At 40.0% G+C, this 26814-nt stretch carries 20 protein-coding genes; 2 read left to right on the plus strand and 18 right to left on the minus strand.

Translation table 11 applies throughout. From position 1 onward, the window contains the following. Nucleotides 1–8 precede the first annotated feature (8 nt). Nucleotides 9–2207, plus strand: coding sequence for a beta-glucosidase BglX (gene bglX / locus GGR21_RS04155; RefSeq protein ID WP_183305904.1), 2199 nt, complete (start codon nt 9–11; stop codon nt 2205–2207). Between the two features lie 44 nt (nt 2208–2251). Here bglX and GGR21_RS04160 read toward each other — a convergent pair whose 3' ends face one another. Then, nucleotides 2252–2794 carry a GNAT family N-acetyltransferase gene (locus GGR21_RS04160; protein WP_183305905.1) on the minus strand — a complete coding sequence of 181 codons (543 nt, stop codon included), beginning with the start codon at nt 2792–2794 and terminating at the stop codon, nt 2252–2254. A gap of 293 nt (nt 2795–3087) precedes the next feature. Between GGR21_RS04160 and GGR21_RS04165 the strand changes: the two genes are divergently transcribed. Beyond that, nucleotides 3088–4374, plus strand: a complete 1287-nt coding sequence (locus tag GGR21_RS04165) for a UDP-N-acetylmuramoyl-tripeptide--D-alanyl-D-alanine ligase (RefSeq protein WP_183305906.1) — start codon at nt 3088–3090, stop codon at nt 4372–4374. Nucleotides 4375–4536: 162 nt separating this feature from the next. Here the strand turns inward: GGR21_RS04165 and GGR21_RS04170 are convergent, their stop codons facing one another. The 17 genes from GGR21_RS04170 to GGR21_RS04250 form a co-directional block, all read right to left on the minus strand. After that, the gene (locus GGR21_RS04170; protein ID WP_183305907.1) at nt 4537–5976 is read right to left on the minus strand and encodes an MFS transporter; all 1440 of its coding nucleotides are present in this window, start codon (nt 5974–5976) and stop codon (nt 4537–4539) included. A gap of 16 nt (nt 5977–5992) precedes the next feature. Then, nucleotides 5993–6661, minus strand: a complete 669-nt coding sequence (locus GGR21_RS04175) for a bifunctional 4-hydroxy-2-oxoglutarate aldolase/2-dehydro-3-deoxy-phosphogluconate aldolase (RefSeq protein ID WP_183305908.1) — start codon at nt 6659–6661, stop codon at nt 5993–5995. A 33-nt stretch (nt 6662–6694) separates the two neighbouring features. Beyond that, complete coding sequence (locus GGR21_RS04180; RefSeq protein WP_183305909.1) at nt 6695–7063, minus strand: four helix bundle protein; 369 nt, start codon at nt 7061–7063, stop codon at nt 6695–6697. Nucleotides 7064–7100: 37 nt separating this feature from the next. Then, on the minus strand, nt 7101–7895 hold the full coding sequence (locus GGR21_RS04185) for a gluconate 5-dehydrogenase (RefSeq protein WP_183305910.1): 795 nt from the start codon (nt 7893–7895) through the stop codon (nt 7101–7103). 28 nt (nt 7896–7923) lie between these two features. Continuing rightward, the gene (locus tag GGR21_RS04190; protein ID WP_183305911.1) at nt 7924–8961 is read right to left on the minus strand and encodes a sugar kinase; all 1038 of its coding nucleotides are present in this window, start codon (nt 8959–8961) and stop codon (nt 7924–7926) included. A 28-nt stretch (nt 8962–8989) separates the two neighbouring features. Then, on the minus strand, nt 8990–10153 hold the full coding sequence (locus GGR21_RS04195; RefSeq protein ID WP_183305912.1) for a DUF4861 family protein: 1164 nt from the start codon (nt 10151–10153) through the stop codon (nt 8990–8992). A 26-nt stretch (nt 10154–10179) separates the two neighbouring features. After that, nucleotides 10180–11022: a 5-dehydro-4-deoxy-D-glucuronate isomerase gene (gene kduI, locus GGR21_RS04200; protein ID WP_183305913.1), complete on the minus strand. Its 843-nt coding sequence runs from the start codon at nt 11020–11022 to the stop codon at nt 10180–10182. A gap of 38 nt (nt 11023–11060) precedes the next feature. Continuing rightward, nucleotides 11061–12467: a glucuronate isomerase gene (uxaC, locus tag GGR21_RS04205; protein ID WP_183305914.1), complete on the minus strand. Its 1407-nt coding sequence runs from the start codon at nt 12465–12467 to the stop codon at nt 11061–11063. 229 nt (nt 12468–12696) lie between these two features. Further along, nucleotides 12697–13695, minus strand: coding sequence for an alpha/beta hydrolase (locus GGR21_RS04210; RefSeq protein WP_183305915.1), 999 nt, complete (start codon nt 13693–13695; stop codon nt 12697–12699). Nucleotides 13696–13851: 156 nt separating this feature from the next. Next, nucleotides 13852–14643: a rhamnogalacturonan acetylesterase gene (locus tag GGR21_RS04215; protein ID WP_183305916.1), complete on the minus strand. Its 792-nt coding sequence runs from the start codon at nt 14641–14643 to the stop codon at nt 13852–13854. Beyond that, nucleotides 14643–15599: a pectinesterase family protein gene (locus tag GGR21_RS04220; protein ID WP_183305917.1), complete on the minus strand. Its 957-nt coding sequence runs from the start codon at nt 15597–15599 to the stop codon at nt 14643–14645. Before GGR21_RS04220 ends, GGR21_RS04215 begins: the two co-directional genes overlap by 1 nt. Nucleotides 15600–15608: 9 nt before the next feature. Next, nucleotides 15609–16979: a pectate lyase family protein gene (locus tag GGR21_RS04225; RefSeq protein ID WP_183305918.1), complete on the minus strand. Its 1371-nt coding sequence runs from the start codon at nt 16977–16979 to the stop codon at nt 15609–15611. 9 nt (nt 16980–16988) lie between these two features. Further along, nucleotides 16989–18155 (minus strand): glycoside hydrolase family 88/105 protein, encoded by a 1167-nt coding sequence (locus GGR21_RS04230; RefSeq protein WP_183305919.1) that lies wholly within the window; start codon nt 18153–18155, stop codon nt 16989–16991. Nucleotides 18156–18173: 18 nt separating this feature from the next. Further along, entirely contained in the window at nt 18174–19823 is a 1650-nt protein-coding gene (locus GGR21_RS04235; RefSeq protein WP_183305920.1) for a glycoside hydrolase family 28 protein, read from the minus strand. A gap of 156 nt (nt 19824–19979) precedes the next feature. After that, on the minus strand, nt 19980–21530 hold the full coding sequence (locus GGR21_RS04240) for a DUF4957 domain-containing protein (RefSeq protein ID WP_183305921.1): 1551 nt from the start codon (nt 21528–21530) through the stop codon (nt 19980–19982). A gap of 21 nt (nt 21531–21551) precedes the next feature. Next, complete coding sequence (locus GGR21_RS04245; protein WP_183305922.1) at nt 21552–23378, minus strand: RagB/SusD family nutrient uptake outer membrane protein; 1827 nt, start codon at nt 23376–23378, stop codon at nt 21552–21554. Between the two features lie 14 nt (nt 23379–23392). Next, nucleotides 23393–26596 (minus strand): SusC/RagA family TonB-linked outer membrane protein, encoded by a 3204-nt coding sequence (locus GGR21_RS04250; protein ID WP_183305923.1) that lies wholly within the window; start codon nt 26594–26596, stop codon nt 23393–23395. Nucleotides 26597–26814 lie beyond the last annotated feature (218 nt).

A 26814-nucleotide genomic window follows, 5' to 3' on the forward strand; every position in this document is an offset into this window, starting at 1 on the left:
ATTATCAAATGAAAATGGTCAAAATATTTTGCTTATTCTTTATTACTTTGTTAAGTATCAACTTATCGGCACAAGATAAGCCGTTGTATAAAGATGCCAATCAATCCATCGAAAAACGGATAGAGGATCTGTTGTCCAGAATGACACCGGAAGAGAAAGCCATGCAGCTAAATCAGTATACACTAGGGAGAAATGATAATGCTAACAATATGGCCGATCCGGTGAACGATATTCCGGCAGAAATAGGCTCGCTTATTTATTTTAGCAGCGATCCTGCCCTGCGCAACCAGGTACAGAAAAAAGCCATGGAAAAATCCCGTTTGGGTATTCCTGTCATATTCGGTTATGATGTCATCCATGGTTATCGCACAGTATACCCGATATCGCTGGGACAGGCCTGCTCATGGAATCCCGAACTGGTAAAAAAAGCCTGCGCCGTAGCTGCACAGGAAGCGAGGATGTCGGGAGTTGACTGGACTTTCTCGCCAATGATAGACGTTGCCCGCGACGGACGTTGGGGACGCGTTGCGGAAGGATATGGAGAAGATCCTTATACCAATGCAGTATTTAGTGTGGCTTCAGTGAAAGGTTATCAGGGAGATGATATATCTGGCAATAAGAATGTAGCCGCCTGTTTGAAACATTATGTAGGCTACGGAGCATCGGAAGCCGGCCGCGATTACGTCTATACGGAAATATCAAAGCAAACGCTCTGGGACACCTATATGCTGCCTTATGAAGAAGGAGTGAAAGCGGGAGCAGCAACACTGATGAGTTGCTTTAACGACATCAGTGGAACACCCGGCACAGCCAATCGTTATATTCTGACAGAAGTGTTGAAAAACCGCTGGGGACATGACGGCTTTGTCGTATCAGACTGGGGTGCAATAGAACAACTCCGTTCGCAGGGAGTAGCCAAAGACAAGAAGGAAGCCGCCTTGAAAGCTTTTACGGCCGGAGTGGAAATGGATATGATGAACCGATGTTATGACAATCACCTGGCTGAACTGGTAAAGGAAGGAAAAGTTTCGGAAGAACAGCTGAATGAGGCTGTAAGACGTGTATTAAGGGTAAAATTCCGCTTAGGCCTGTTCGAAAATCCTTATACACCGGTCACTACCGAGCAAGAAAGATTCCTGTTGGCCGAAAGCATGAAAATAGCCGAAAAACTGGCCGAGGAATCTATCGTATTACTTAAAAATGAAGACAAAGCATTACCATTGTCTAATGTGAAAAAGATAGCTGTCGTAGGTCCGATGGCTAAAAGCCAATGGCACTTGCTGGGTTCGTGGAGAGCTCAGGGAAATGCAGAAGATGCAGTTTCTATCTATAAAGGACTGGAAAATGAATTCGAAGGTAAAGCACAACTGCAATATGCTGAAGGGTGCGACTTCGAAGGAGACGACAGATCGAAATTCGAGGAAGCGAAAACAGTAGCCAAGGATGCCGATGTGATTATTGTTTGTCTGGGAGAGAAAGCCCAGTGGAGCGGAGAGAATGCTTCACGCTCAACTCTGTCGTTACCTCAAATTCAGGAAGATCTTGTAAAAGAACTTCATAATCTGGGAAAACCTGTCATTCTTGTACTTTCCGGTGGCCGCCCGTTAGAACTGACCAGACTGGAAAAACTAAGTGATGCCATGCTGGAAATATGGCAACCGGGAATAGCCGGGGGGAATCCTTTAGCCGGAATTATTTCCGGACGCATCAATCCTTCAGGTAAGCTTTCCATCACATTCCCCTACTCCACCGGACAGATCCCAATCTATTATAATCACAGACAGAGTGCCCGCACTCATCAGGGAAAATATCAGGATATACCAAGTACACCATTGTACGAATTCACGCACGGATTAAGTTATACGACTTTCGAATATGGAGATATAAAATTGTCTTCCGACAAGATCAGGAAAGGAGATAAGCTATCTGCTGAAATAACTGTAACAAATACAGGAGATATGGACGGAGCAGAGACTGTACACTGGTTTATACGTGATCCTGTATCTACCATTTCGCGTCCGGTGAAAGAACTGAAACATTTTGAAAAGCAGATGTTGAAGAAAGGGGAAACCAAGACTTTCCGTTTCGATATTGACTTATTTAAAGATCTGGGATTTGTAAACGGAGAGGGCGACCGCTTCCTCGAAACCGGAGAATATCAAATCATTGTAAAAGATAAGAAAATGAAAGTGGAAATTGTAGAATAAACATAAACGCACCCCAAAAGTAATCTCAGATTTTTGGGGTGTTATTATTCAATATCTATCCACTCTTTTCTCAATAAGGCAAAAATCACATCATCCACCCACTCGCCACGCAAATAGTAGCTTTCTTTAAAATGAGCCTCTTTTCTGAAACCCAATCTTTCGACCAACCGGATCGAGGCTGTATTCCTTGGATCGACAGACGCAATAACACGATGCTTCTTTAGTTCGATGAAAAGATGATTCACCATTGCCTTCAAGGCTTCAGCCGCATATCCTTTACCCTGAAAGTTCTTGTCTAAAGTGCAACCGACCTCCACCTGCATCAAATCGTGATTGGTAAAGATAACCGCCATATCTCCGATTAACCGATCGGTATCCACTTCGACAATGGCGAACTGAAAGCATACACCCGCAACATCCAAAGTCTGCGGCATGCTGGCCATATAATCACGGACTTCCTGTTCCGAATAAGGAAACCATCCCTGGTATTTATTTTCGATAAAGTCGGAACGGTAAGAGTATATAGCTTCGGCATCATCCGGTCTGGCAAGTCGCACAGTTAACCGGCCGGTTCTAATATTTATCATATATTATTCATTACTAATTCTGTAAAAGTATAAAAGAACCAGTGATTACATCCACAAAAACTGCTTTTATTCAGTTCCTTCAACTCAGATGATTGTATTTACTATAGAAAAAACAACCATACTCATCTTCTTTTTTAGTAAAGAAGCAATAAGTAAAAAACGTTAAGAGCAAAATCACATTCCAATAATTAACACTATATTCGCATACCTTTAAATAATCTTATAGTGCTACCTGTAATAAAACAAAAATGAGTAAATAAGCGTTTCATTTTAAACCTATTTTAGTAAAGTTCATGGAGATATCTGAATTATATAAAATCTACAAACAATATCCTGAAGTTTCGACTGATACCAGAAATGCTCCCAAAGAATCTATCTTTTTTGCTTTGAAAGGCGCCAATTTTAATGGAAACGAGTATGCCGAAAAAGCAGTTGACAGAGGCTGTAGTTATGCTATAGTAGATGAAGCTAAGTACGCAACACGCCCTAATATAATTTTAGTGGAGAATGCGTTGGAGACTTTGCAGGAACTGGCTAAACACCATCGTAAGCAATTAAAGACCCCGGTCATAGGCATTACAGGGACAAATGGAAAAACAACAACCAAGGAGCTGATCACAGCTGTTCTTTCTCAGGAATATAATGTTATATCTACGGTAGGCAACCTTAATAACCATATAGGTGTTCCACTGACTATATTGCGAATAAAGAAAGAACATGAAGTTGCTGTTATTGAGATGGGAGCCAGTCATATAGGGGAGATAAAACTCCTGTCCGAAATAGCTCAGCCCAATTATGGTTTGATCACCAACATAGGTCATGCTCATATCGAAGGATTCGGATCATACGAAAACGTAATAAAGGCTAAGGGTGAATTGTATGACTATATACGAAGTACCCGGGATGGCAAAATATTTATAGACTTCGACAATTCTCTCTTGCGGGAAATGGCAGAAGGGATAACTTCTATTGATTATGGGTTTGAAGAGGATCTATTTGTTTCCGGTAAAGTAATTTCTATCAGGCCTTACCTGGTATTTGAATGGAAATTCGGAAATAAGCGTAACAAAGTTAAAACCAAACTGATAGGAGAATATAACCTAATGAATACTTTGGCTGCAGTCACAATAGGCAAATACATGGGTGTAAAAGCCCCTCTTATATGTAAAGCCATAGAAGACTATGAGCCTACCAACAATCGGTCTCAATTAAAAGAAACAGATAGAAACATGCTTATCATCGATGCATATAATGCCAATCCGACAAGCATGCATGCCGCTCTTGAGAATTTTGACCATATGGATGTCAGCCGCAAAGTACTTATATTGGGAGACATGAAAGAACTGGGTCCCGATACCGATATGGAACATCAGAAAGTTGCAGATTATATATCTAATCACAGTTTTGATAAAGTTATATTTATCGGCGATAATTTCAGCCGGGTGAACACTAATTATCCCCGGTTCAGGGATATGGAAAGCCTGAAAGATTATCTTACGGTAAATCCGATAGAAGACAGCTATATTTTACTGAAAGGTTCAAGAGGTATACAATTGGAAAAGTGTATTGACATGTTGTGAACAAATACACAAAAGATAAAATATAGGAACCCGATATTCAGGCAATGAATATCGGGTTCTTTTAATTAAGGCCTCCCGGAAAAATAAAATATCCGAAGATGGCTTATCAGGCACAATCTTCGGATATTTCAGAACTAATATAATAAATTAAAACATGGTTTCTTACAGATCTGTAATCGGTTTGTACTTAGGCACAAGTGATTTCATAATAGTCCATCCAATCAGATAAGCAATAGCGCAGACACAGAATATAATAAAGTATCCGGCAGGCTTACCTTCAAAGCCCATAAATGTCATCTGGGTTTCATCAGCATACACAAATAAGTTACCGGCCGATTTTTGTAATATCATGGAACCAATACCTCCGGCCATACCACCGATACCTGTAATGGAAGCAATTGCTCCCTTAGGGAACATATCGCCTACAGTAGAGAATATATTGGCCGACCACGACTGGTGGGCAGCACCTCCGATACCTATCATAATCACCGGCAACCATGGAGAGATAGTACCCAACGGCTGAGCAAACAATACTACTAATGGGAAGAATGCAAATATCAACATAGCACGCATACGTGCGGCATAAGGATTCATACCTGTCTTATTCATAATGATAGTAGGTAATTTACCTCCAAGGATAGATAACATTGTGATCGCATATAGTGTAAATATTAACGCTATACCTAAGCCTTCGGACGTTTTAATGCCAAACTGGGTATTTAGATAAGATGGAGTCCAGAACAGGAAGAACCACCATACACCGTCGGTCATAAACTTACCGATAGCGAAAGACCATGTTTGCTTGTAAGAAAAGCATTTCCAGAATGGGACCTTTTTGTCTTCCTCCGCTATATCATTATTTTGTTCCCCCTCTTTTTCTTTATCCATTTCAATATATGCCAATTCGGCTTTATTGACATGCTTGCTTTTCGCTGGCGCATCATAAAGGAACACCCAGAATCCCATCCAGATGAAACCGAGAGCACCAATCACAATGAATGCCATTTCCCATCCCCAGAATTTAGCCAGCAAAGGGATACTCAATGGAGCGACTAATGCACCGATGGAAGCTCCGGCATTGAATATAGAGGTAGCATAAGCACGGTCTCTTTTAGGGAAATATTCGGCTGTAACCTTAATCGCAGCAGGGAAGTTTCCGGCTTCTCCTAATGCAAGGACACAACGTGCAAACAAGAATGCATACATACTCACCGTGGCAATCACAACTGCAACATCGCCAGTCGCAGCAACTAATTCAGCGGCACTGCTCATTCCGACATAAGCTTCTGTCATGACTCCGCAAAGCGCATGCAAACACGCCCCTACCGACCATATTCCGATAGCCCAAAGAAATCCTTTCTTACTACCCATCCAGTCTACAAAACGTCCTGCAAAAAGCATACAGATAGCATAGACGATAGAGAATGTGGCAGTAATCGTTCCATAATGAGATTCATCCCAATGGAATTCAGGTTTGATAAACTCGTCCCATGTCAGGGATAATACTTGCCTATCCAGATAGTTGATCGTCGTTGCAAAGAACAACATAAGACAGATGGTCCATCTGAAATTGGTCATTTTGTTATTTCCGGTATTATTCATAGGTTATTAATTTGTTTTATTTAGTTCTGGTCTTTGCTATTATAGCCAACGCATCTTTACATAGTTGAGTTATCTTATTCCAGTCTTTGGCTGCGATCACATCTTTAGGGAAAAGATTCGATCCCATACCAACGCACATAACACCTGCACCGAACCATTTGCTCAGATTTTCTTCGGTAGGTGTAACACCTCCTGTTACCATGAGGTTTGACCATGGCATAGGAGCTTTTATACCTTTCACAAAAGCAGGACCTACAACATCGCCCGGAAATACTTTTACTACCTCAGCACCCAACTCCTGTGCGTAACCGACTTCGGATACAGATCCGCAACCGGGAATATACGCTACTTGCCTACGGTTACACACTTTGAAGATGTCGGGATTTAATAGGGGTCCTACTACGAAATTGGCCCCAAGTTGTAAAAACAAAGATGCTGTTCCGGCATCGACTATCGATCCGATACCGAGTATCATGTCAGGGCATTCTTTTGCTGCCCATTTGTTCAGTTCTCCAAATATTTCGTGTGCGAAATCGCCACGGTTTGTAAATTCGAAAGCTCTTACCCCTCCTTCATAACAAGCCTTGAGCACTTGCTTGGAAGTCTCAAGGTCGCTATGATAAAACACCGGAACCATTCCGGTTTCTGCCATCACCTGGCAGGCTTTTATTCTACTAAATCTCATTTTAATTAAGAATTAAGAATTAGGAATGAATAATTAGAAATTAAGATTTGATTTCAATGTTTTAATGGATGCCACTAATAGAGATATTAACTCGTTACAGTCTACTTGCAAAGATGTATATTCAATCTTATCAATATATTCTGTATCATATAATAAGGAAATCCAATAATCTGTTTCATTAGCTTCTTTCAAAGCAAGACTCAATTTATGAATAAAATCCGGTTTGCTTTGTCCAAATTCAGATTCCCTAATTAAAGCACCTATTGCAGTACCACTTCGTAATATTTGTTTAGACAGAACATATTCCGATTTTTCCTTCCGCAAAAATTGGGATAGCTTTACTATTCGAATAGCAAAAGCATAACTTTTTAGGTTTAAAATCGAATCAGTTCCTTTACCCATTCTTAATTCTTAATTATTCATTCTTAATTAATTTATTTTAGGGTTGTTTACCAATATATGCAAGGATACCTCCGTCAACATACAATATGTGTCCGTTTACAAAATCGGATGCATTGGATGCTAAGAATACAGCCGGCCCTTTCAGGTCATCGGTAGTACCCCAACGCGCAGCAGGAGTTTTGGCAACGATAAACGAATCGAACGGATGACGCGAACCATCAGCCTGACGCTCGCGAAGCGGTGCTGTCTGTGGTGTTGCTATATAACCCGGGCCTATACCATTACATTGGATATTATGTTCGCCATATTCGGAGCAAATATTACGGGTAAGCATCTTCAGACCACCCTTAGCTGCAGCATAAGCAGATACCGTTTCACGGCCAAGTTCACTCATCATAGAACAGATATTAATGATTTTACCTGCTCCTTTTTTGATCATCGATGGGATAACAGCTTTTGATACAATAAATGGCCCGTTAAGGTCGATATCGATCACCTGACGGAAATCAGCAGCCGACATTTCATGCATAGGCACACGTTTGATGATACCTGCATTATTCACAAGGATATCAACAACTCCTACTTCTTTTTCAATTTGAGCAACCATTGCATTTACTCCGTCCTCGTCTGTAACATCACAGATATATCCTTTTGCATCAATATTTACGTCCTTGTATGCGGCTATACCTTTTTCAACAGCTTCCTGATTACGGTCGTTGAATACAATTTTAGCTCCAGCTTCTGCCAATGCCGAAGCAATGGCAAAGCCGATCCCGTATGATGCACCCGTTACAAGGGCGACTTTTCCGTTTAATGAAAATTGATTTTGCATAATTATTTGATTGTTTATAGATTTCAATTTATCTGGATACACGGCCTGAACCATCACCTTTCATCAGATTTTCCACCTCTGCGACAGTAACAAGGTTAAAATCTCCATAAACAGTATGTTTCAGGCAAGAGGCAGCTACAGCAAACTCTAATGCCTTCTGATCATCTGAAGGATAAGTCAAAAGCCCATAAATAAGTCCACCCATAAATGAGTCACCTCCACCTACACGGTCTACAATGTGCGTGATGTCATAACGTTTCGATTGGTATAGCTTATCGGAATACAAGCATCCGCCCCATGTATTATGGTTAGCATTGATTGAACCACGTAGCGTAATAATTACCTTTTTGGCACGAGGGAATTTTTTCATCATCTGAGTGCAAACCGACTCAAATTCATCGGCATTTACTTCTCCTCCCGTGTGAGCTACATCGAAGCCTTCCGGTTTGATTCCGAATACTTTCTCTGCATCTTCTTCATTTCCTAAAATAATATCGCAACCTTCGGTCAAAGCTGGCATTACTTCCGAAGCAGTTTTTCCATATTTCCAAAGATTTTTGCGGAAATTGAGGTCAGTAGAAACGGTTACTCCCATTTCGTTGGCTATCTTGATTGCTTCCAGACATGCATCGGCAGCACCTTGCGAAAGAGCCGGAGTAATACCAGTCCAGTGAAACCATTGCGCGTCTTTAAATATTTCTCTCCAGTTTACCATGCCCGGTTTAATCTCAGCGATAGCAGAGTCGGCACGGTCATAAACTACTTTAGATGCACGGGCAACAGCACCGGTTTCAAGAAAATAGATACCTACACGGTCACCTCCGCGAAGAATATTATTTACGCCTACGTTATATTTTCTAAGATCGGAAATACACCATTCAGCGATGTCATTTTTAGGCAAACGGGTTACAAAATCTGTTGGAATTCCATAATTTGACAATGATACGGCTACGTTAGCTTCCCCTCCCCCAAATGTAGCATTAAGGTTTGTTGACTGTATAAATCTCTGATATCCGGGAGTTGCAAGGCGCAACATAACTTCACCGAATGTTACTACTTTTTTCATAGTCTGTTACTAATTATTTTTGAATATGTTATTTTGGATATGTTACTACCAATGGCTGTTGCAGTGCTTCAGCAAAATTCTGGATATATTTTTCAAAATCACCTACCGTCGGGAAACCAAATTCTTTCCATCCGTAACCGGTATAATATGTCACAGGAATTCTAGGTTGTTGGGTAGTGATCCCTAATACATGAGAGAATGTTCCTTTCTGCTTCTTTACGGGATTGAAATCTTCATAAGTATCTATTTTCATTTCATTAAAGCCCTGCGGGAATACAAGCCCCACATACACACCTTCAGCTTTGTCGGTTTTAGGCTCGGAATAAACGATATATCCCTTATCAGTAACAGAAATAATGGAATCGCCAGTCTGTCTCTTCACAATGCCTGCTGCTACATTCATAGGTTCCTTTATTGTATAGGCCTGAACAACCTTAGATAATTGTGAACCCGCATCAATAGATACCGTACGGCTCTCAGCCACTTGCTTACCGTCTACATCAAGGTCTTTATAAGTTAGTTTAAATGTTGTACGCAAGGGGCCATTCTCCAGGACTTCCTGCGATGCATAATTTTCATTCAACCATAATTTTCCGTTTACATACGGAGCCATTGCTCCCGCACCAAGGCTACGCTTGACATCATAGTTATCAAGCCCTTCTCCATTATCATTATGATATGACCGTACACCGGCAAGATCATCTTTATACCATTTATCTATAATCAGATCATTGGTTTTCTTATACCATATATCGAACCCATTACTCGGTCCGTCTATCTCGACAAGTGATGGCCCATAGGCACGAAATGCCACACGGTCATTTTCCCATGCAAAATCGTCTTTACGTTCTGTAATAAAACGTCCGAATGTTTTGGCAGGAAATTCCTGAGGCTCTCCGGTTGTAATAACGAATGATTTTGATTCTCCTGCTTTCAATCCGGGCTGGAAAACGATATTCCGGTCATATGTAACCTGAGAAGGAATAACTGTTCCATCAATAGTTTTAACAACATAAACCAAGCTATCCTTTAAAGGAAGTTTTCCTTTTATTGTATCAATAGGAATTTCAACCAGCTCTGACAACCGATCGAAACTACTCGGATTCTCAACTGTCACTTTCACGTCATTACTGGCACCTGAACAAGAGAACAGGAACGCAACGGTAAACAATATAACAAATATGTTTTTCATTTATTTCTGTTTTTTAGAGTTCAACATTAACGAAGTTTATCTGCTGTGAAAGTATCCATGTCATCATAATCAAGATTCTCTCCACACATTGCCCAAATAAAAGTATAGTTACTTGTTCCGGCTGCCGAATGGATCGACCATGACGGAGAGATAACCGCCTGTTCGTTACCCATAAAGATATGACGGGTTTCCTGCGGCTGTCCCATAAAGTGACATACTGACTGTTGGGCAGGCACTTTGAAATAGAAATATGCTTCCATACGACGAGAGTGTGTATGAGGAGGCATTGTATTCCAAACGCTACCCTCTTTCAACTCGGTCATTCCCATCTGTAACTGACAACAAGGAACAATCTCGCTAAGGATAAGCTGATTCAATAATCTTTCGTTCGATGTAGCCTTAGCACCCAAGTCACGGGTACGACGCATTTCTGAAGTAATCTGTGCAGTAGGAAATTCTTTATGTGCCGGAGAAGACGCAAAGTAGAACTTGGCCGGTTTTGAAGAATCGTTGCTTTTAAACACAACATCTTTCGAGCCACGACCTACATAAACGGCATCTTTAAAGCCCATTTTATATTCTTTGCCATCAACTGAAACCGTACCCTCGCCTTCGATACATATAATACCAAGTTCGCGGCGTTCACAAAAATACTCTGAACGGATAAGGTCTACAGTTTCCAGTTTCAACACCTCGTTTACTGGTAATGCTCCTCCGATAATCAGACGGTCGTTATGCGTATAAGTCATCAGTACACTATCCGCTTCGAAAAGAGTTTCCACCAAGAATTCTTTTCTCAACTGAGCAGTGTCGTAATGTTTCACATCATCCGGGTGAGTTCCCCAACGTTCTTCGATTATTGTTTTCATTGTTTTTATATTTTAGATTGATCTTTAGATTTCCTTATTTAGAACTTAAAGAAGTTCTTCGCATTGTAATACGATACATTTTCCACCAATTGTCCTAAGAATGGTAATTCTGAAGAAGGCAACAAACCTTGTTCAACATCCGTTCCGATCAGGTTGCAAAGAATACGGCGAAAATATTCGTGACGCGGATATGACAAGAAGCTTCGGGAGTCTGTCAACATACCTACAAAACGGCTTAACAGTCCAAGATTTGACAATGAATTCATCTGTGCTTCCATACCTGTTTTCTGATCGAGGAACCACCAGCCCGAACCGAACTGGATCTTTCCTGCAACCGAACCATCCTGGAAGTTTCCGATCATTGTCGCAATAAGATCATTGTCGCGAGGATTGAGATTATATATAATTGTTTTAGCAAGCTTATCGCCGGTATCGAGCTTGTCAAAAAATTTCGACATTGCTTTGGCTATGGTAAAGTCCCCTATAGAATCAAAACCAGTATCAGGACCTAATTGTTTGAAAAGACGAGTATTGTTGTTACGGATAGCTCCATAGTGGAACTGCTGAGTCCATCCTTTTTCCCAGTCCATGATAGCTCCTTCGAAAAGCATCGCCGATTTAAATTTGATAACTTCTTCATGGCTAAGCTGACTGCCACCATACACCTTATTGAAGATCGCATCTATCTCGGTCTGTGTATAGTCTTCTGCATAAAACTCCTCTATACCATGATCGGATAATTTACATCCTACACTGGCAAAGAAATCGTGACGGTTGCGAAGCGCAGCAATCAGGTCTGAAAAATTACTGACAGAAATACCTGAAACTTCCGATAGTTTCTCCACATAAGCACGGTAAGCTTTCGGATCTTCCACTGCCATCGCCTTATCAGGACGCCATGTAGGCAATACTTTTATAGAAAACCCTTCATTTTTAAGAGCGATATGATATTCCAACGAATCGACAGGATCGTCTGTAGTACATACAGTTTCCACTTTGTAATGCTTCATCATGCCACGAGCTGAGAATTCAGGCGTACGAAGCTTTGCTGTACATTCATCAAAAATTTCTCTTGCTGTCTCTGGTTTCAATAATTTGGTTACGCCAAAAGCAGTTTTTAGTTCCAGATGAGTCCAGTGGTATAAAGGGTTACGCATCGTATAAGGCACAGTTTCGGCCCATTTCTCAAACTTTTCCCAGTCTGTGGTATCTTTTCCTGTACAATAGCGTTCGTCCACTCCATTTGTACGCATCGCACGCCATTTATAATGGTCTCCACCAAGCCATATCTCACCAAGATTATCGAATTTATAATCTTCTGCTATCATTTTAGGATCGAGGTGACAGTGATAGTCTATGATCGGCAATGACTTAGCATGTTGGTGATATAAATACCCGGCTGTTTCGTTTTGCAATACAAAATTGTCGTCTAAAAACTGTTTCATGATTATATTTTTTATCTTATTGTATTATTGTTCTTTTCCATTTTCAATATGTACGCGTCCGAAAAGTGTGTGCGCACACAAATATTTTACAAATATATCATTAATTACTAATTAAACAACATGTGTGCGCACACAAATATTACCCAAAATATAGTTATTGACTATGTATCAATACTTTAACAACCTGTTAAGAAATAAAAAAATGTTATATAACATAAGAGAGTACATTTCACTTGTTTTCCTTGCCTTTCAAGACCTTATCCAGAAAAGAAACAGTCCTGTCCACTGTAGTAGGAAACCACGGGTAAAACAGCCAGAATGGATGAGGACTATCATCAAAAGCATAAACTTCGGTATATATATTATAAGCGGACAATTTTTCAATAATTTCATCTCTCCCTCCATGAAACCGGGGAATAGAGCTATTAATGAACATGACCGGAGCCGAATCTTTAGTCACATGATTGATTGGAGAGGCGGCAATCCACGTATCTTTCATATCTTCATAGGTTCCTCCCAGCCATTTTATAGAAGCAGGCATCTTATTCTTTGCCAAAGACTCTCTTGTAGCTGTTAGTTCTTCAGTCGAAAAATCAGAAATCCCATCGATATTTACCACAGCGTGAACATTTGTATTGTAACTGGCATATTCATCCGGTGTTTCGTATTCAGGCCGGAAATTCGTCATTCCAACCAACATCGCTAACTGCCCGCCGGCAGAACAACCCGAAATTGCTATTTTTGTAGTATCGATCCCATAAATCTCTGCATTTGCGCGTATCCACCTGATCGCTATTTTGAGATCAAAAACTGCCGCAGGAAATTGTGATTCAGGAGATAAACGGTACTCAACAGGAACTGTAACATAACCTTTCGATGCTATTCGCTGAGCCATTGGTATTTGCAAGGACAGATCACCAGAGCTCCAACCTCCTCCATGCACCATTAATAGAGCCGGGTATTTTTCATCATTCTTTGGACGGTATATATTGAGATTAAGGTTTCTTCCTGATTTCAGTGTAGAATAGGTTACATTTTCAATTTCCCTCACATTTTCAGGCAATTGTGGAGAAACAATTTGTATTTGCGGATAATTCTTTAATGCCTTCACATAGGCACTGTGTACAGTAAATGAAGTATCACGCGGAATACCATTTATTATTACATTCTGGGCTATAGACGAACTATAACAGAACATGAAAAACAATAAGAACTTCATATATTTCATACACACATTTCTAAAAAGAATAAGGGCAGGGGAAATTACTATTTCTACCCTACCCTCAATCAAAATCTAAAAACAATCTAATCTAAAAAACTTAAGGGTAGAACCTTAATTAATATTTTAAGCTCTTTAAAAGCAGTATATGGAGAAAATCCTCTCTTAATATGCTACTTCGTTAAATTCCTTCGTTAAATCTGTAATACCTAATTCATTCAAACCTTCGATAAATAAATAAGCCATAGCATCTGCACCTTTGATCATGAAATGAGTATTATCGATTTTACCTTCCGGAAAGTTTTTGTTTTCACCCGGTTTCAGATGCAGGAACAAAGACTTGGAATCTTCCACTCCCATTTTTATCAAAAGCCGTTTACTTTTCTCATACATATCGATCATCGGAATGCCTTCTTTCTTTGCCACATTACGTGCCAGATCGAGGTATTCGCCGTGAGAATCTACAAATTCACCGTTCTTATCGAACTTACGTCTGGCTACTGAAGTACAAATAATTGGCCTGGCTCCCTTCTCTTTGGCTTTTTGTACAAACATGGTGAAATATTCAACATATTCTGCGGGTGTGGTATACCGGTCTTTCTTTTCTACGGATGCATCATTATGCCCGAACTGAATGATAAGGTAATCACCTGATTTTATATTATCTATCACTCTCTGCCAACGACCTTCACTAATAAAAGTCCTCGAGCTTCTGCCATTTTTAGCATGGTTGTCGACTACAATATTCTGATTGAAGAATAAGGGAAGCACTTGTCCCCAACCCTTTTCAGGGAAAGGTACTGATTCTGTTTTTCCGGAAACACTATCGGTCACATTCCTGAACAGATCTTTATCGGCCATTGTGGAATCGCCTATCATAAATATCCGTTTCTGTGCCCAAACAGCAGTATTGGTCAGAAACAAACAACACACAAGAAATGTAATTACCTTTTTCATTAGTTCAAAATATTTTTCGGATTCCAGTTATCGCACCCACTCAATACATTTTCTATAGTATATTCCGATGCTTGTGTTGAAGATAAGATTTTTGCCCATTTTACTCTTCCTTTTACTGAAGCACCTTCTCCTTTGTTGCCGTATTCCATATAGCGGGCTGTTTTTTCATTTTCAGGATTGCGCCAGTTGTCCCAGCCTTCGGGTTTTATTCCTTTGGGCAAGGTGCAATTCATAAATAGCGTCATGGCATAAGCTCGCCACGGACGACCGAGGTAAACATCGGTTATACCGTCAGCCATTGTTATATCACAATTATTGAAAATATAACCATATTTTATATTCTGAGGAGTATTAGCAGCTGTGATATATGAATTCTTTTTGCAATGTATCGTACAACCTTCGAACCAAGCAGTTGACGGGCCAAATATAAAATCGGTAGTTCCTTCTATATAACAATTCTCGAAATACTGCCGGGCTCCGTCGCGGCCTGCATACAATGTATCCTGATGCCCGAGCAGGCGGCAGTTGCGCAGGATTACCCTGTCTCCCTCAATATGCAGGGCGATAGCCTGTCCTAATTCGGCAGAAGAGTTTTCTATGGTAAGATTTTCTAATATCACGTCATTTCCACTTAACAGGAAAGTATAGGTTTTAAATGTTCCCATCTTGTCGATATTGGCATGGTCGTCATAATTTATAATTGTTTTATCCTTATCCTCTCCTATTATCCGCACATGGGTAACATGAGGTGGTAGTATCAGTTTTTCTTTATAAATCCCATTTTTCACATGAATAGTAATTTGTCCGCGCGGATCTCCTGTACGTACAGCTTTTATCGCCTCCTGAATAGTACGGAAATCCCCTGTCCCGTTACGGTCAACAATGTATTCGGTCTTCTCTTGTGCAAATGCGCAAAGAGAAAAAAGCAGGAAACAAATAAAAATAAACTTCTTCATTATCATATCCTATTTTACAAGGCTGTTTAAATATACTTCGAGATAAGTGTATCCCTCTTCATTCAGATCATTAGCCGTTTTACCCGGATATTTCTTTTCAAGCCATCCGTCAGGAATACCATCGATATTGGAGTCCACAGGTACATCTTTCAGATCGTACGCATAAGTTTCCCATCCACCAACATCGTTCTGAGTATCTATCATGCCCGGTCTTGTACCGGCATCTCCGGATGCTCTTTTTGGAGCCAACCCGTTTCTGACTTCTTTTATGACACGCGCATCGGTTTTATCTCTTTTATAAGAGGCTCCGGCCTTCGCCAAAACCTTTTTAAATGCATCTTCAGCACTATCGGTAGTAACAAAAGGTGTTTCGAATGGCATAAAAGACACCAGATCATAAACATCTTTATCCGCAGGATTGGGTTGCAGCCCTAGTATATTATTCTTCGAGACTTTTTCATTTCCATGGATAACATTTCCATTCAGATGAAATTTACCCCAGATTCCTGCTGCCTGCTTATTCTTGCCATCATCGGCATTAGGTGAAAATATGCGGCTCTTGTTAGAAGATGTAGAAGTTGGTTTATAATAATTATTGATAAAATTATACCTTCCTCCTTCTCCGGCATAACCACTGTTGCTTCCCCAATTGTATATCACATTATTTCTGAAATCGACTAATTCGAGTTCAGGCTCATTGTTATAACGGCTACCGCACATGCGGGGATTGCGGCTATCGTGATGTGCCAGCAAATTATGATGATACGAAGCTTTCTTTCCACCCCAGATAGCACCATATCCGTGAGCGCCTTTTTTATGTACCGAAGCTCTCAGGCTTTCGGAAATAATACACCACTGCATCGTAAAGTTTTCATTGTCGTAAAACGAAGAGCACTCGTCAGTACTCCAACTCATAGAGCAATGATCGATAATAATATCCTTCTGGCGATAGCCATACAAAGCATCATCAGCCACGCCTGCGAGGTCACCCATACGGAATCGCATATATCTTATGATCACATTATTACCCTCAACTCTTACAGGATAATTAGCAATACAGATACCATCGCCCGGAGCAGATTGTCCTGCAATAGTTGTACTGTCAGATATGTGTAATTTCTTTGTCAGATGGATGATACCCGCGACTTTGAATAATATCGTTTTTGCCCCCGGCCGCTCAAGACACCAACGAAGTGTACCTTCCTGAGTTTTCTTATCGCCGTCTACTGAATCTTCCAACGAGTTCACATAATAAACTTTGCCTCCACGACCGCCGGAAGTATACATACCTCCACCCTCAGCTCCGGGAAAAGCCGGTGTTTGCGCAGTCAATGACACGCATGACAATATGACTGCAAAAAAAGATGTTATTGTTTTCATATCCGTTTTTTATTTATCAAGCATAATGCTCAGCATAATAAACGGCCCTACTGCTTTAGGGTCATTATCTCTCACAGGTTCATTTATATAGTATTCGTAACTTCCATCACGATAATTCTTTTCTCCTCCAAGTCCGGCTACGGCACAACCATCAGTCAATGAAACCGTTCCGTCACTGTTATCTTTTATAAAGCGCTTCACAAACTGATCGTACGCTTTTTCTCCTTTTTTCAGATAAGATTTATCCAAATATCCTTTCTGCGCGCCTTTTACCCATGTGTATATAAACATGGCCGAAGCACTGGATTCAATATAATTGCCTTCCCGGTACATCTGATCGGTCACCTGAAACCACATGCCGGTTTCCTTATCGCGAAATTTTTCAACCGCTGCACTCAGGTTTTGTATCAATGAAATAATCTCTCCTCTTTTAGGATGGTTCTCTGGCATAAAGTCGAGCACATCAACTATAGCCATCATATACCAGCCAATACTTCTCGACCAGAAATTAGGGGAAAGACCCGTCTTCGGATCAGACCAGCGTTGCTCACGGCTTTCGTCCCAACCATGATAATATAAGCCTGTTTTCGCATCATACATATATTTATGCACATCGAGTATCTGAAGGGCTACATCATCAAATAATTCCGGTTCATTAAATGTTTTTGCATATTCTGCAAGAAAAGGCCCTGCCATATAAAGACCGTCGAGCCATACCTGATGAGGGTATATTTTTTTGTGCCAGAAACTACCATCCTTAGTACGAGGATGTGTACGCATCTGGTCACGCATCAAATCAATCGCTTTTTTGAAACGCTCCTGTTTTGTCAGAGCGTACATCGGGAATAAGAACTTACCCGAATTAACACGATCGATATTATATTCGAGCGGTTTGTATGTTTTCACCTGCCCGTCCGGTTCAACCATCAGATCGGCAAAGCTGTATACATAGTCGTAATACCGTTGATCGAATGTTTGTTGCCAAGTTTGATATATAGCCTGTAATTCAAGCCCATGGCAATAATTCCACTTCGGTTTCGGCGAAAAATCAAGCATCCATGATTCAGGATTGCGTTTGATTTCAGACTCAGTTAATCTCACTGAATATTTTGTCTGTGCTTCTATAGAAACTACAGAAGCAACAGACAAAATGATCATAAATAGTTTAGTTCTCATCACTTTCACCCTTCCGGTTTAGTTTATTACCTGAACAAGATTTTTATTCAAAGAATCAGGCAATTGAATATTTTCATTTTTCCCGCTGATCGTTACAGCTTCTTTAAGACTGGCCGGATATTCAAATCCTGTAAGGTAGAAATCTTTCACATTTTTGAGTATTAAAGCCGGTCCTGTTTTTGGAATCAGTGTTACATTCTTGAAATGGATATTTTCAGATTCAACCAGTTCAGCACCGATGGTAGACGAAATAGTTACATTCTCCACATTTATATTTTCGATCTTCATTTCCGGTAGCCCGTTGAACAACATAGCACGGCGCGCATTTCTCGATGTGAGGTTCTTCACATAAATATTCTTGAAAGCCGGAGTAGTTTCGTCAACCGCCGGAACAACCTCATCGACAGGAGTTACATCTCCATCTTCCAGCGATTCACTAGCCGATTTTCCTCCGTAATAGAGATCGAACAGAAACGATTCTGTTACAATATCAAACATGTTAATATCCCGAATATAGATATTTTCTACGATACCGCCACGTCCTCTGCGGCTTTTGAAACGAAGGCCGACATCAGTACCCAGAAATTGACAGTTAGAAACCGAAACATTTCTTACGCTTCCCGACATTTCGCTACCGACAACAAATCCTCCGTGCCCCTGAAAAACCTTACAGTTATCTATTATTACATTTTCGGTAGGACGGTTACGCTTGCGGCCATCTTCATCTTTACCCGATTTTATACAAATAGCATCATCGCCTACATCGAACGTACTGTTCACAATAATAGTGTTTACACACGATTCGAGGTCTACGCCATCGCCGTTTTGTGCATAACCCGGATTGCGGACAAATATATTATCGATAATAACATTCTCACACATCAGCGGATGAATATTCCAGCTTGGAGAATTCTCGAACAGAACTCCTTCTAGCAGAACATTCTTACATTCGATAAAGCTAACCATTACAGGTCGAAGGAAATCCCTCACTTCCATCCATTCTGCTTCCGTAAGATTTTTGGGAGGCACATTCATATCGCTTATTTCAAGACCTTTCTTCGATCCTTCGGACGGGAACCAGTAATTTCCGTCTTTGACAACACCACCCGAAGCAACTACTTCTTTCCAGTGATAGGCTGTTACCTTTGCTTTTTTCAGAGGTCGCCAAGCCTCGCCAGACCCGTTGATAGAGCCTTTTCCTGTAATAGCAATATTTTCCAAGTTGCGCCCCGAAATAGGCGACTGGCAACGGCGTGTATCCAGCCCTTCAAATACTGTATTTACCAATGGATACAGGTTGAAATCGGCTGAAAAAAGGATCAAGGCGCCTTTTTCTAGATGCATATTGATGTTCGACCGGAATACAATTGGCCCTGTATACCATATGCCCGAGGGAACGATTAGTGTTCCTCCACCCTTCTTTCCCAACGCATCCATCGCTTTTTCAAATGCTTCGGTATTAAGAGTAACACCATCGGCTACTCCTCCGAAATCAGCAACAGACACCTGATTGGAAGGAAATACGGGTTTATCCAGTTTTTGCATTCCAAACGGAAGGTCCTTGTAAAGATATTCATATTTGTACTCGTCTTTTTGCGCGCATCCCGATTGTGAAACCAATATTAATATGGATAACGCAACAAATTGAGTTAGTTTCTTTATATACATTAGATTTTGTATTATAATGTAAGACTTTACATGTGAAGTGCTATACTGTAAAAATTACAGTATATAAACAAAAGGTCTTACAGTTTATAAATTTCTGTTCTGAGCGTTTTTTAATACTGTTGCAGGAGTTTGACCTGCAACAGTGTTGGGTTTATATTATTCTTTAATCCATTGAGGATCTCCTATTCCATTGGAAATCAATGTCGAATTTGACAGAGTGAAATCACCATTGGCAACATTGGCAAAGCCCGGATCTAATGTTGTATAAGTACCTGTATCATTTTTCGCACTACTTTGGGTACTACCGGTGAAGTTAGGCGCATTATGATAGTTATTATTCCTCATCAACACGATATTTGTTGCAGCCTGATTTGTGTAATATCCATCTGTATTTGCCAGAATATTATTGGTGAAAGTAATCTCATTACCAACCCAGCGAACATAAAGCATACGCCTGCTACTACCATTTGATACATTATTGAATGTATTATGGTCAATCAGAAGTTTTGGTGCAGAAGAGAAAGCCGATGAATTATCATTATCTATTCTAAAGAAATCTCGTGCTAATGCACTGTTATAAACAGTATTGTTGGTAAAGTTAATCTGTTTTGCAGTTCCTTTACGGCAATCGAAGAAGTCTCCTCCATTACATTCAATATCATAGATAATACACTTGTCTATAGTTATTGATTCGGCCATTCCTTTCTGATTGAAGTATAAAAGTCCTTTCAGATAGTTTTTGATTTCACACCCTGTAATAGTAATATCTCCATAATCAACATCTGCTGTATTAAATTGAATTGCCTGATCGGCATTGGCTCCGGCATCGACTGCATCTGCTCCATTCAGTATAATATCTTTCAGTTCAAAAGAGACACCTGCTTCTAAAGATAGAAGGGCTTTAAGAACCGGTCTGTTTGTCGCATTTGCACCCTTAATTGTTATACTCTTCTTTATGGAGAGCTTTCCTACCGAATATTCCCCTGCGGCCAATGAGAATACATCTTCATCATTAGCCTCTGCAATCATTGTAGCAAAATCATCAGTAGGTGTTACTTCTATGGCAGCCCCACGGGTTTCGAAAGTCTTAGTCCCACGAGTTTTTGTTCCGTTCAACAATGTTGCTTTATATTGGGTCGCTCTTATCAATCCTGTGATTGTAGCCTGACCTGCTGCTATTTCACTTGCAGTAACAGTATGCTCTATATCGCCCGGAGTAAGCATAATCTTTGTAGCAACTTCACCCGCAGTCCAGCGAAGTGTGACTTCGGTATAATCAATATCGCCATCTTCGAAATTTAAGAAGATTTGCTCTGTGCCTGTTGTAACAACAATAGTACTCCATTTTGAATCTTCTCTACCTTGATTAGTAGTAGCTTTTACTCTGATTGTATATTCGGTTTCACCTTCCAGTCCGATCACCGTATATGGTATTTCATCCGGTGTGACTGTGTATGATGCTACTTTTTCGCCACTTTCATCAGCCCCTTCGATAACCTCAAGAATATAAGCTTCAGCATCTTTACTCTCAGTCCAGGTTACCTTGACTCCTGTCATATTCGAGATTGTTCCTTTCAGATCTACCGGAGAAAATAGCCGGTCAAAATCAGGATTAACGATATCATCTACATCATCGCAGGAAACGGCAACAAATCCTGTCAATAACAGTATCCCAATGAGGGTTGTATATTTGAATAACTTTTTCATTATTTCTTTGTTTTTAAAGTATTAGTTATACCATGAAGGATTTTGAAGAGCCCCATTACTTGCGTTTATCACAACATTGAATATAGGCCAGTACATATACAGGTCAGGATCACGAGCATAAATCGCCTCTATTTTTGAATCTTCCAATTTAGTGTCTCCAAACCATGATTCAGAAAATTCATAATCACCACTCTTATCCAGTGTTTCTCCATGACTCAATCCATATATAGACACTGCGGCCTTACTTTCAGTATTTGTCGTACCATTCCTTGTCCATTCGAAATCGACCATATTATAATAAACCTTGGTATTCAAATCAGCATATTCGCCCGTTCTGTCACGTAATCTGTACATTTTTTCTTTACTTTCATCTAATTTGGTCTTTAAAAGATTCCAGCGAATAAGGTCTGCTTTACGAAGCATTTCTCCACAGAACTCGAATGCACGTTCATCAATAATTGCTTTCTGCATAGCATCCTTGCTTGCACTGGCAGTTGTTACATAGCTGGTTACTTCTGTAGCCCAATCAGCCGAATCGAAAGCCCTTTCGCGAATTTCCCGGAGATAAGGAGCTGCCGCAGATGGGCCGTTCAATTCATTTTCCAATTCAGCTCTCATAAGTATTATATCAGCATATCGCATATATTGTTTATTTATTCCATCATCCGTACCGGAAGTTATCTGACGATCCATCCACTCGTAACGGTATTTTCCAAAACTCCAGTTATTAAGTTTGCGAAGTATTTGTTTCTCTTTTGTCCATTCATAAGGAATACAAGTTACATCGCGGCGTTTATCTTTTACGTTATAATCATAATAGAAATTTGGAGTCGGGCCTGCCTGACCTCCCTGATTTAAGCCGTATTTATCAGTATCGTTATGCTTAGTACCGAAAGTATATACCTGGCGTCCACGGGCTGAAGGTGAATTAGCAAAAGGCATTTCCCACAGAGATTCACCACCTGCGGAAATCACATCCTTACAGTTATTTATAAAAATATTTTCGAACGAATCTTCCAATCCACATGTCTTTGAATCAATAACATCTTTACATGCCTGTAAAGCAATAGGATACAATACAGACTTTGCTAACTCGGGATCACTACTTAGCGCAGTTTTACCGTCGTCTCTCAACGAATATCCGGATGCCTGTAAACAAACACGAGCCAAAAGTCCTTTAACAAAAGCTTTGTTAACGTGCTCTACTGTAGATGTCGCACTTGTCTCGTTAGGCCAGGCAACCAGGTTCTGTGCCTCTTGCAGATCGGCAATAAGTTGTTTAAAAATAACATCTTTATCTGAAACAGGCATATATAACGTCTCGGCTGTTACAGGAGCAAAACGTGCGGGAACATTCCCCCAACAGTTTACAAGGTCAATGTAGATAACAGCCCTCAATGTTAACGCTTCACCTAACAATTGGGACATTCTGGAATCGGAGAAATCGGCAAATTCCCGCAGACCAGAGATCGCCATGTTACAACGCTCAACAGCTTCGTACATTTTCGACCATGGGTCATTGTCAATGTTTAACTGATTATTATCAGGTCTACAGTAGTAAACCGCGATATCGGCTTTCCCATCTCCTAGTTTATCCGAGTTATTGTACCACTCTATATCCGTATTGAACCCATACCAGGGAAGTATACGTCCACGATATGAATTAGTTTCTCCAAAAGAATGATAAATGCCTGTTATGGCACCATAAGCCAACTCATATTTTGCAAATATCTGAGTATCATCCATCGATGAATCTGCTGTCGTATCCAGTATATCATTGCAGGAAGTCAGTAAAAGACTGCCCGATAATGACATCGCTAACATAGTTGTATATATAAATTTTTTCATTGTTTAATTAGGTATTAGAATGTTAGATTTAAACCTACTACAAATTGTCTGCTCTTCGGATATGCCGAATAGTCTACACCAGGAGTTACAGCACTTTTAGTACGCGTTGATACTTCAGGATCGAATCCACTGTAGCTTGTTATACAGAATAAATTATATCCTGTTACGTAGAACCGAAGGTTTTGAACACTTATCTTCTTAAGCAAAACCTGAGGTAAAGTATATCCTAATGTCAATGTGTTCAGGCGAAGGAACGAGCCATCCTCTACAGCCCAATCAGATATAACAGATTGTTTCATAAAAGGAGACCACATTGTGGTATTGGCATTCATCGCTGCCAATTCGTCAAGGTCATTGGAAATAGTTCCGTCAGGACGAAGGTTTGTCCAACGGTTGCCACTTTGCATAATATCCAGCATATTGCGGTAATTATACTTAGAGGTGGAAGTATATTCTATCTTATTGGCGTTGTAGACATCATTACCATAGCTCCATGTAAAGTTTGCAGAAAGGTCAAAACCTTTAAAGTAACCATTGATATTGAATCCCCCTGTATGAACCGGATTTACATTACCTATAACTGAACGGTCTGCTGCTGTAACTTTATTATCCTCACTTCCATCAGTATTTTTAAGTTTCATCGATCCCGGACGCAAATCTCCTATTATCTCTGAAGCATCAGCTACTCCCGGTTTCAATATCCATTGTTTTTTTGCCGCATCATAAGATTCGAAGTCAGAAGCCTCGTAACGTCCATCGGACTGGTATCCATAGATTTCCCCAACTTGTCCATGTACAGCAACACGATAATCACCAATAATTTCAGTAGAAGCCCATCCTGACGACTCAAAATAGTCATCCATTACACCCAAAGAGTTGATCCTGTTCTTGTTGAATCCGATATTAGCTCCGAAACTCACACCATAATCCTTTTTACTGATGATATTCCAGTTAATAGTTGCTTCGAAACCTTTATTCTGTGTTTCACCCATATTACGATATTGAGTATCATAACCTGAACCCCTCACATTGAAGTCCATCAAAAGGTCTTTAGTTGTATTCCAGTATCCCTCGAACGATCCGCTTATTTTACCTCCGAATAAAGTATAATCGAGACCGATATTACGGGTATACGTGGTTTCCCACTTCAAGTCCGGATTAGACATTCTCTTACCTGTACCCCAATAACTGGTTTCGTTATTAACCCAGCTTGTACTACTAGATGAATAACTTGTTCGGTATTGACCTTCCGGAATATTATTATTTCCAGCTGTACCATAACTCGCCCTAAGCTTCAAATCTTCCAGCCATGTTCTGGTTTGATCCATAAAAGTTTCTGAAGAAATACGCCAGGCCACAGCAGCAGAAGGGAAATATCCCCAACGGTTGCCTTCAGCAAATTTAGATGAGCCATCGGCACGGAAAGTAGCACTAAATAAGTATTTACTTTGATAGTCGTAGTTTACACGGCTAAAGAAAGAGAAAAGAACATCATCCTCGTTTTTGAATCTATCGATAGTATAAGGTGTTCCTTGCGTAGTAAGATCGAATGCCTCTTTTGATGTAAAGAATGAAGGATAGAAGCGAACATCATAAGAGTTTGTTGTCCCTTTCGTTTTAATATATTCCTGCCCACCTAATAAATTCAAATGGTGATCTTCACTTTTCAGCAATTTTTTGAAATCGTAATTTACCGTATTCGTATTACGGAATGTCTTTTTATCTTTATCTGTAAATTCTGCAATTGGTTGCTTTCCTCCATCTATACGCGAATGATAAGTGGTAACTCCATAAAACCTTGAATCACTGCTGGTAACATGCGCCAGACCAAACTCGGTCTTGAATCGGAAATTATCAAAGATCTCCCAACCGAAACTTCCATTATAATTAAAATTTCTTTTATTTTGCTTACGGTCATTGTCAGCCAGTGAAACCAAAGGGTTTGTCAATTGAGAATCTTCATCGTATCCGTCACTCAGGTCTGCGAAGTTCAGAGGAGAATAGATCATGGCATTTTTCATACGTGAATCGGCTGAAGATACCTCTGTTTTCGATTCGTTGGCACCGCCACCATTAATATCAGTATTGGAATAGCGAATTGAAAAATCCAGAGTAGTCCTTTTCGATGGTTTGCTATTCAGCTTCAAACTCAGGTTGTCTCTTTTGAAATTAGACATTTCCATAATAGCCTTATCGTCTACATGGCTATAATTGAATGAATATTTTGTTTTTTCACTACCACCAGAAATACTCAAACTATGATTAAATGTATGCCCTGTACGTCCAAACACCTGATCTTGCCAATCATTAGCAGCCAAACCATCGTACATATCCATATCCTGATAATTGCCAAAGTATTTAGTATAATTTCCAGGATTGATCACATCATAATCTTTTTCCCTAAGCATAGCCAGCTCATATTGCCAGTTCACATAATCTTCCACACCAAGTGTATTGAGCTTTTTAGCCATTGTTTTCCATGAATAAAAGGCATTATAATTCACCGATATTTTACCTTCCTTTCCACTTTTTGTATTAACGATAACTACACCATTGGCTCCACGAGATCCATAAATAGCTGTAGAAGATGCGTCTTTAAGGACATCGATTGATTCGATGTCAGATGAAGGGATATCACTTATAGATTCTACAGGGAAACCGTCAACAATAAACAACGGAGTATTATCGCCGGTAATAGAACCTCCTCCACGTACACGTATTCTCATTTCCGCATCGGGAGATCCTTCTGTTGCTGTAATCTGCACCCCTGCCATTTTACCGGCTATGGCCTCTGCCACATTTGAAACAGGAACAGCCTGAATAGCTTCTGACTGAACCGAAGAAACCGATCCTGTAAGGTCTTTTCTCTTTACAGTACCATAACCAATAACAACTACCTCTTCCAGTTCGGAACTAAGATCTTCCAATGTAAAATCAACGACAGTTCCTGTAATTGCTTTTTCATTCGGTTTCATTCCCACATAAGTAGCAACAAGTGTCTTGTCATCATTCGTTACCGAAAGAGTATATTTACCATCGATATCGGTCATCGTACCTTTTGTTGTACCTTTAATCGAAACGGTAACACCAATCAGGGGCTCGCCCTGAGAATCTTTTACTGTACCTGTTATGTTTTTTTGCTGAGCATAAATTTGCCCACTCAATAAAAACAAAGAAATACACATAAGAGACAAAATTCTTTTGATCATCTTTTGCATAGTTAGTAGATTTATAATTTCAATTTAGTTTAATTTTTTGATTTTTTCTAAGTTTTCTTAAAAAAGAGTGAAGATTTCAGAGATTGTTCTTAGTCATTTTTTTCATGTCGTTTTCTTTAATGGAATTAGATTTCTTGTATTTTTATTTTATTAAGGTATATTTAGTTTATTTCATGGTATAGCATACTGTCAGATTTCGGATGCAATGTATACAGCTT

This window comes from Dysgonomonas hofstadii (assembly GCF_014196915.1).
GTDB lineage: Bacteria > Bacteroidota > Bacteroidia > Bacteroidales > Dysgonomonadaceae > Dysgonomonas > Dysgonomonas hofstadii.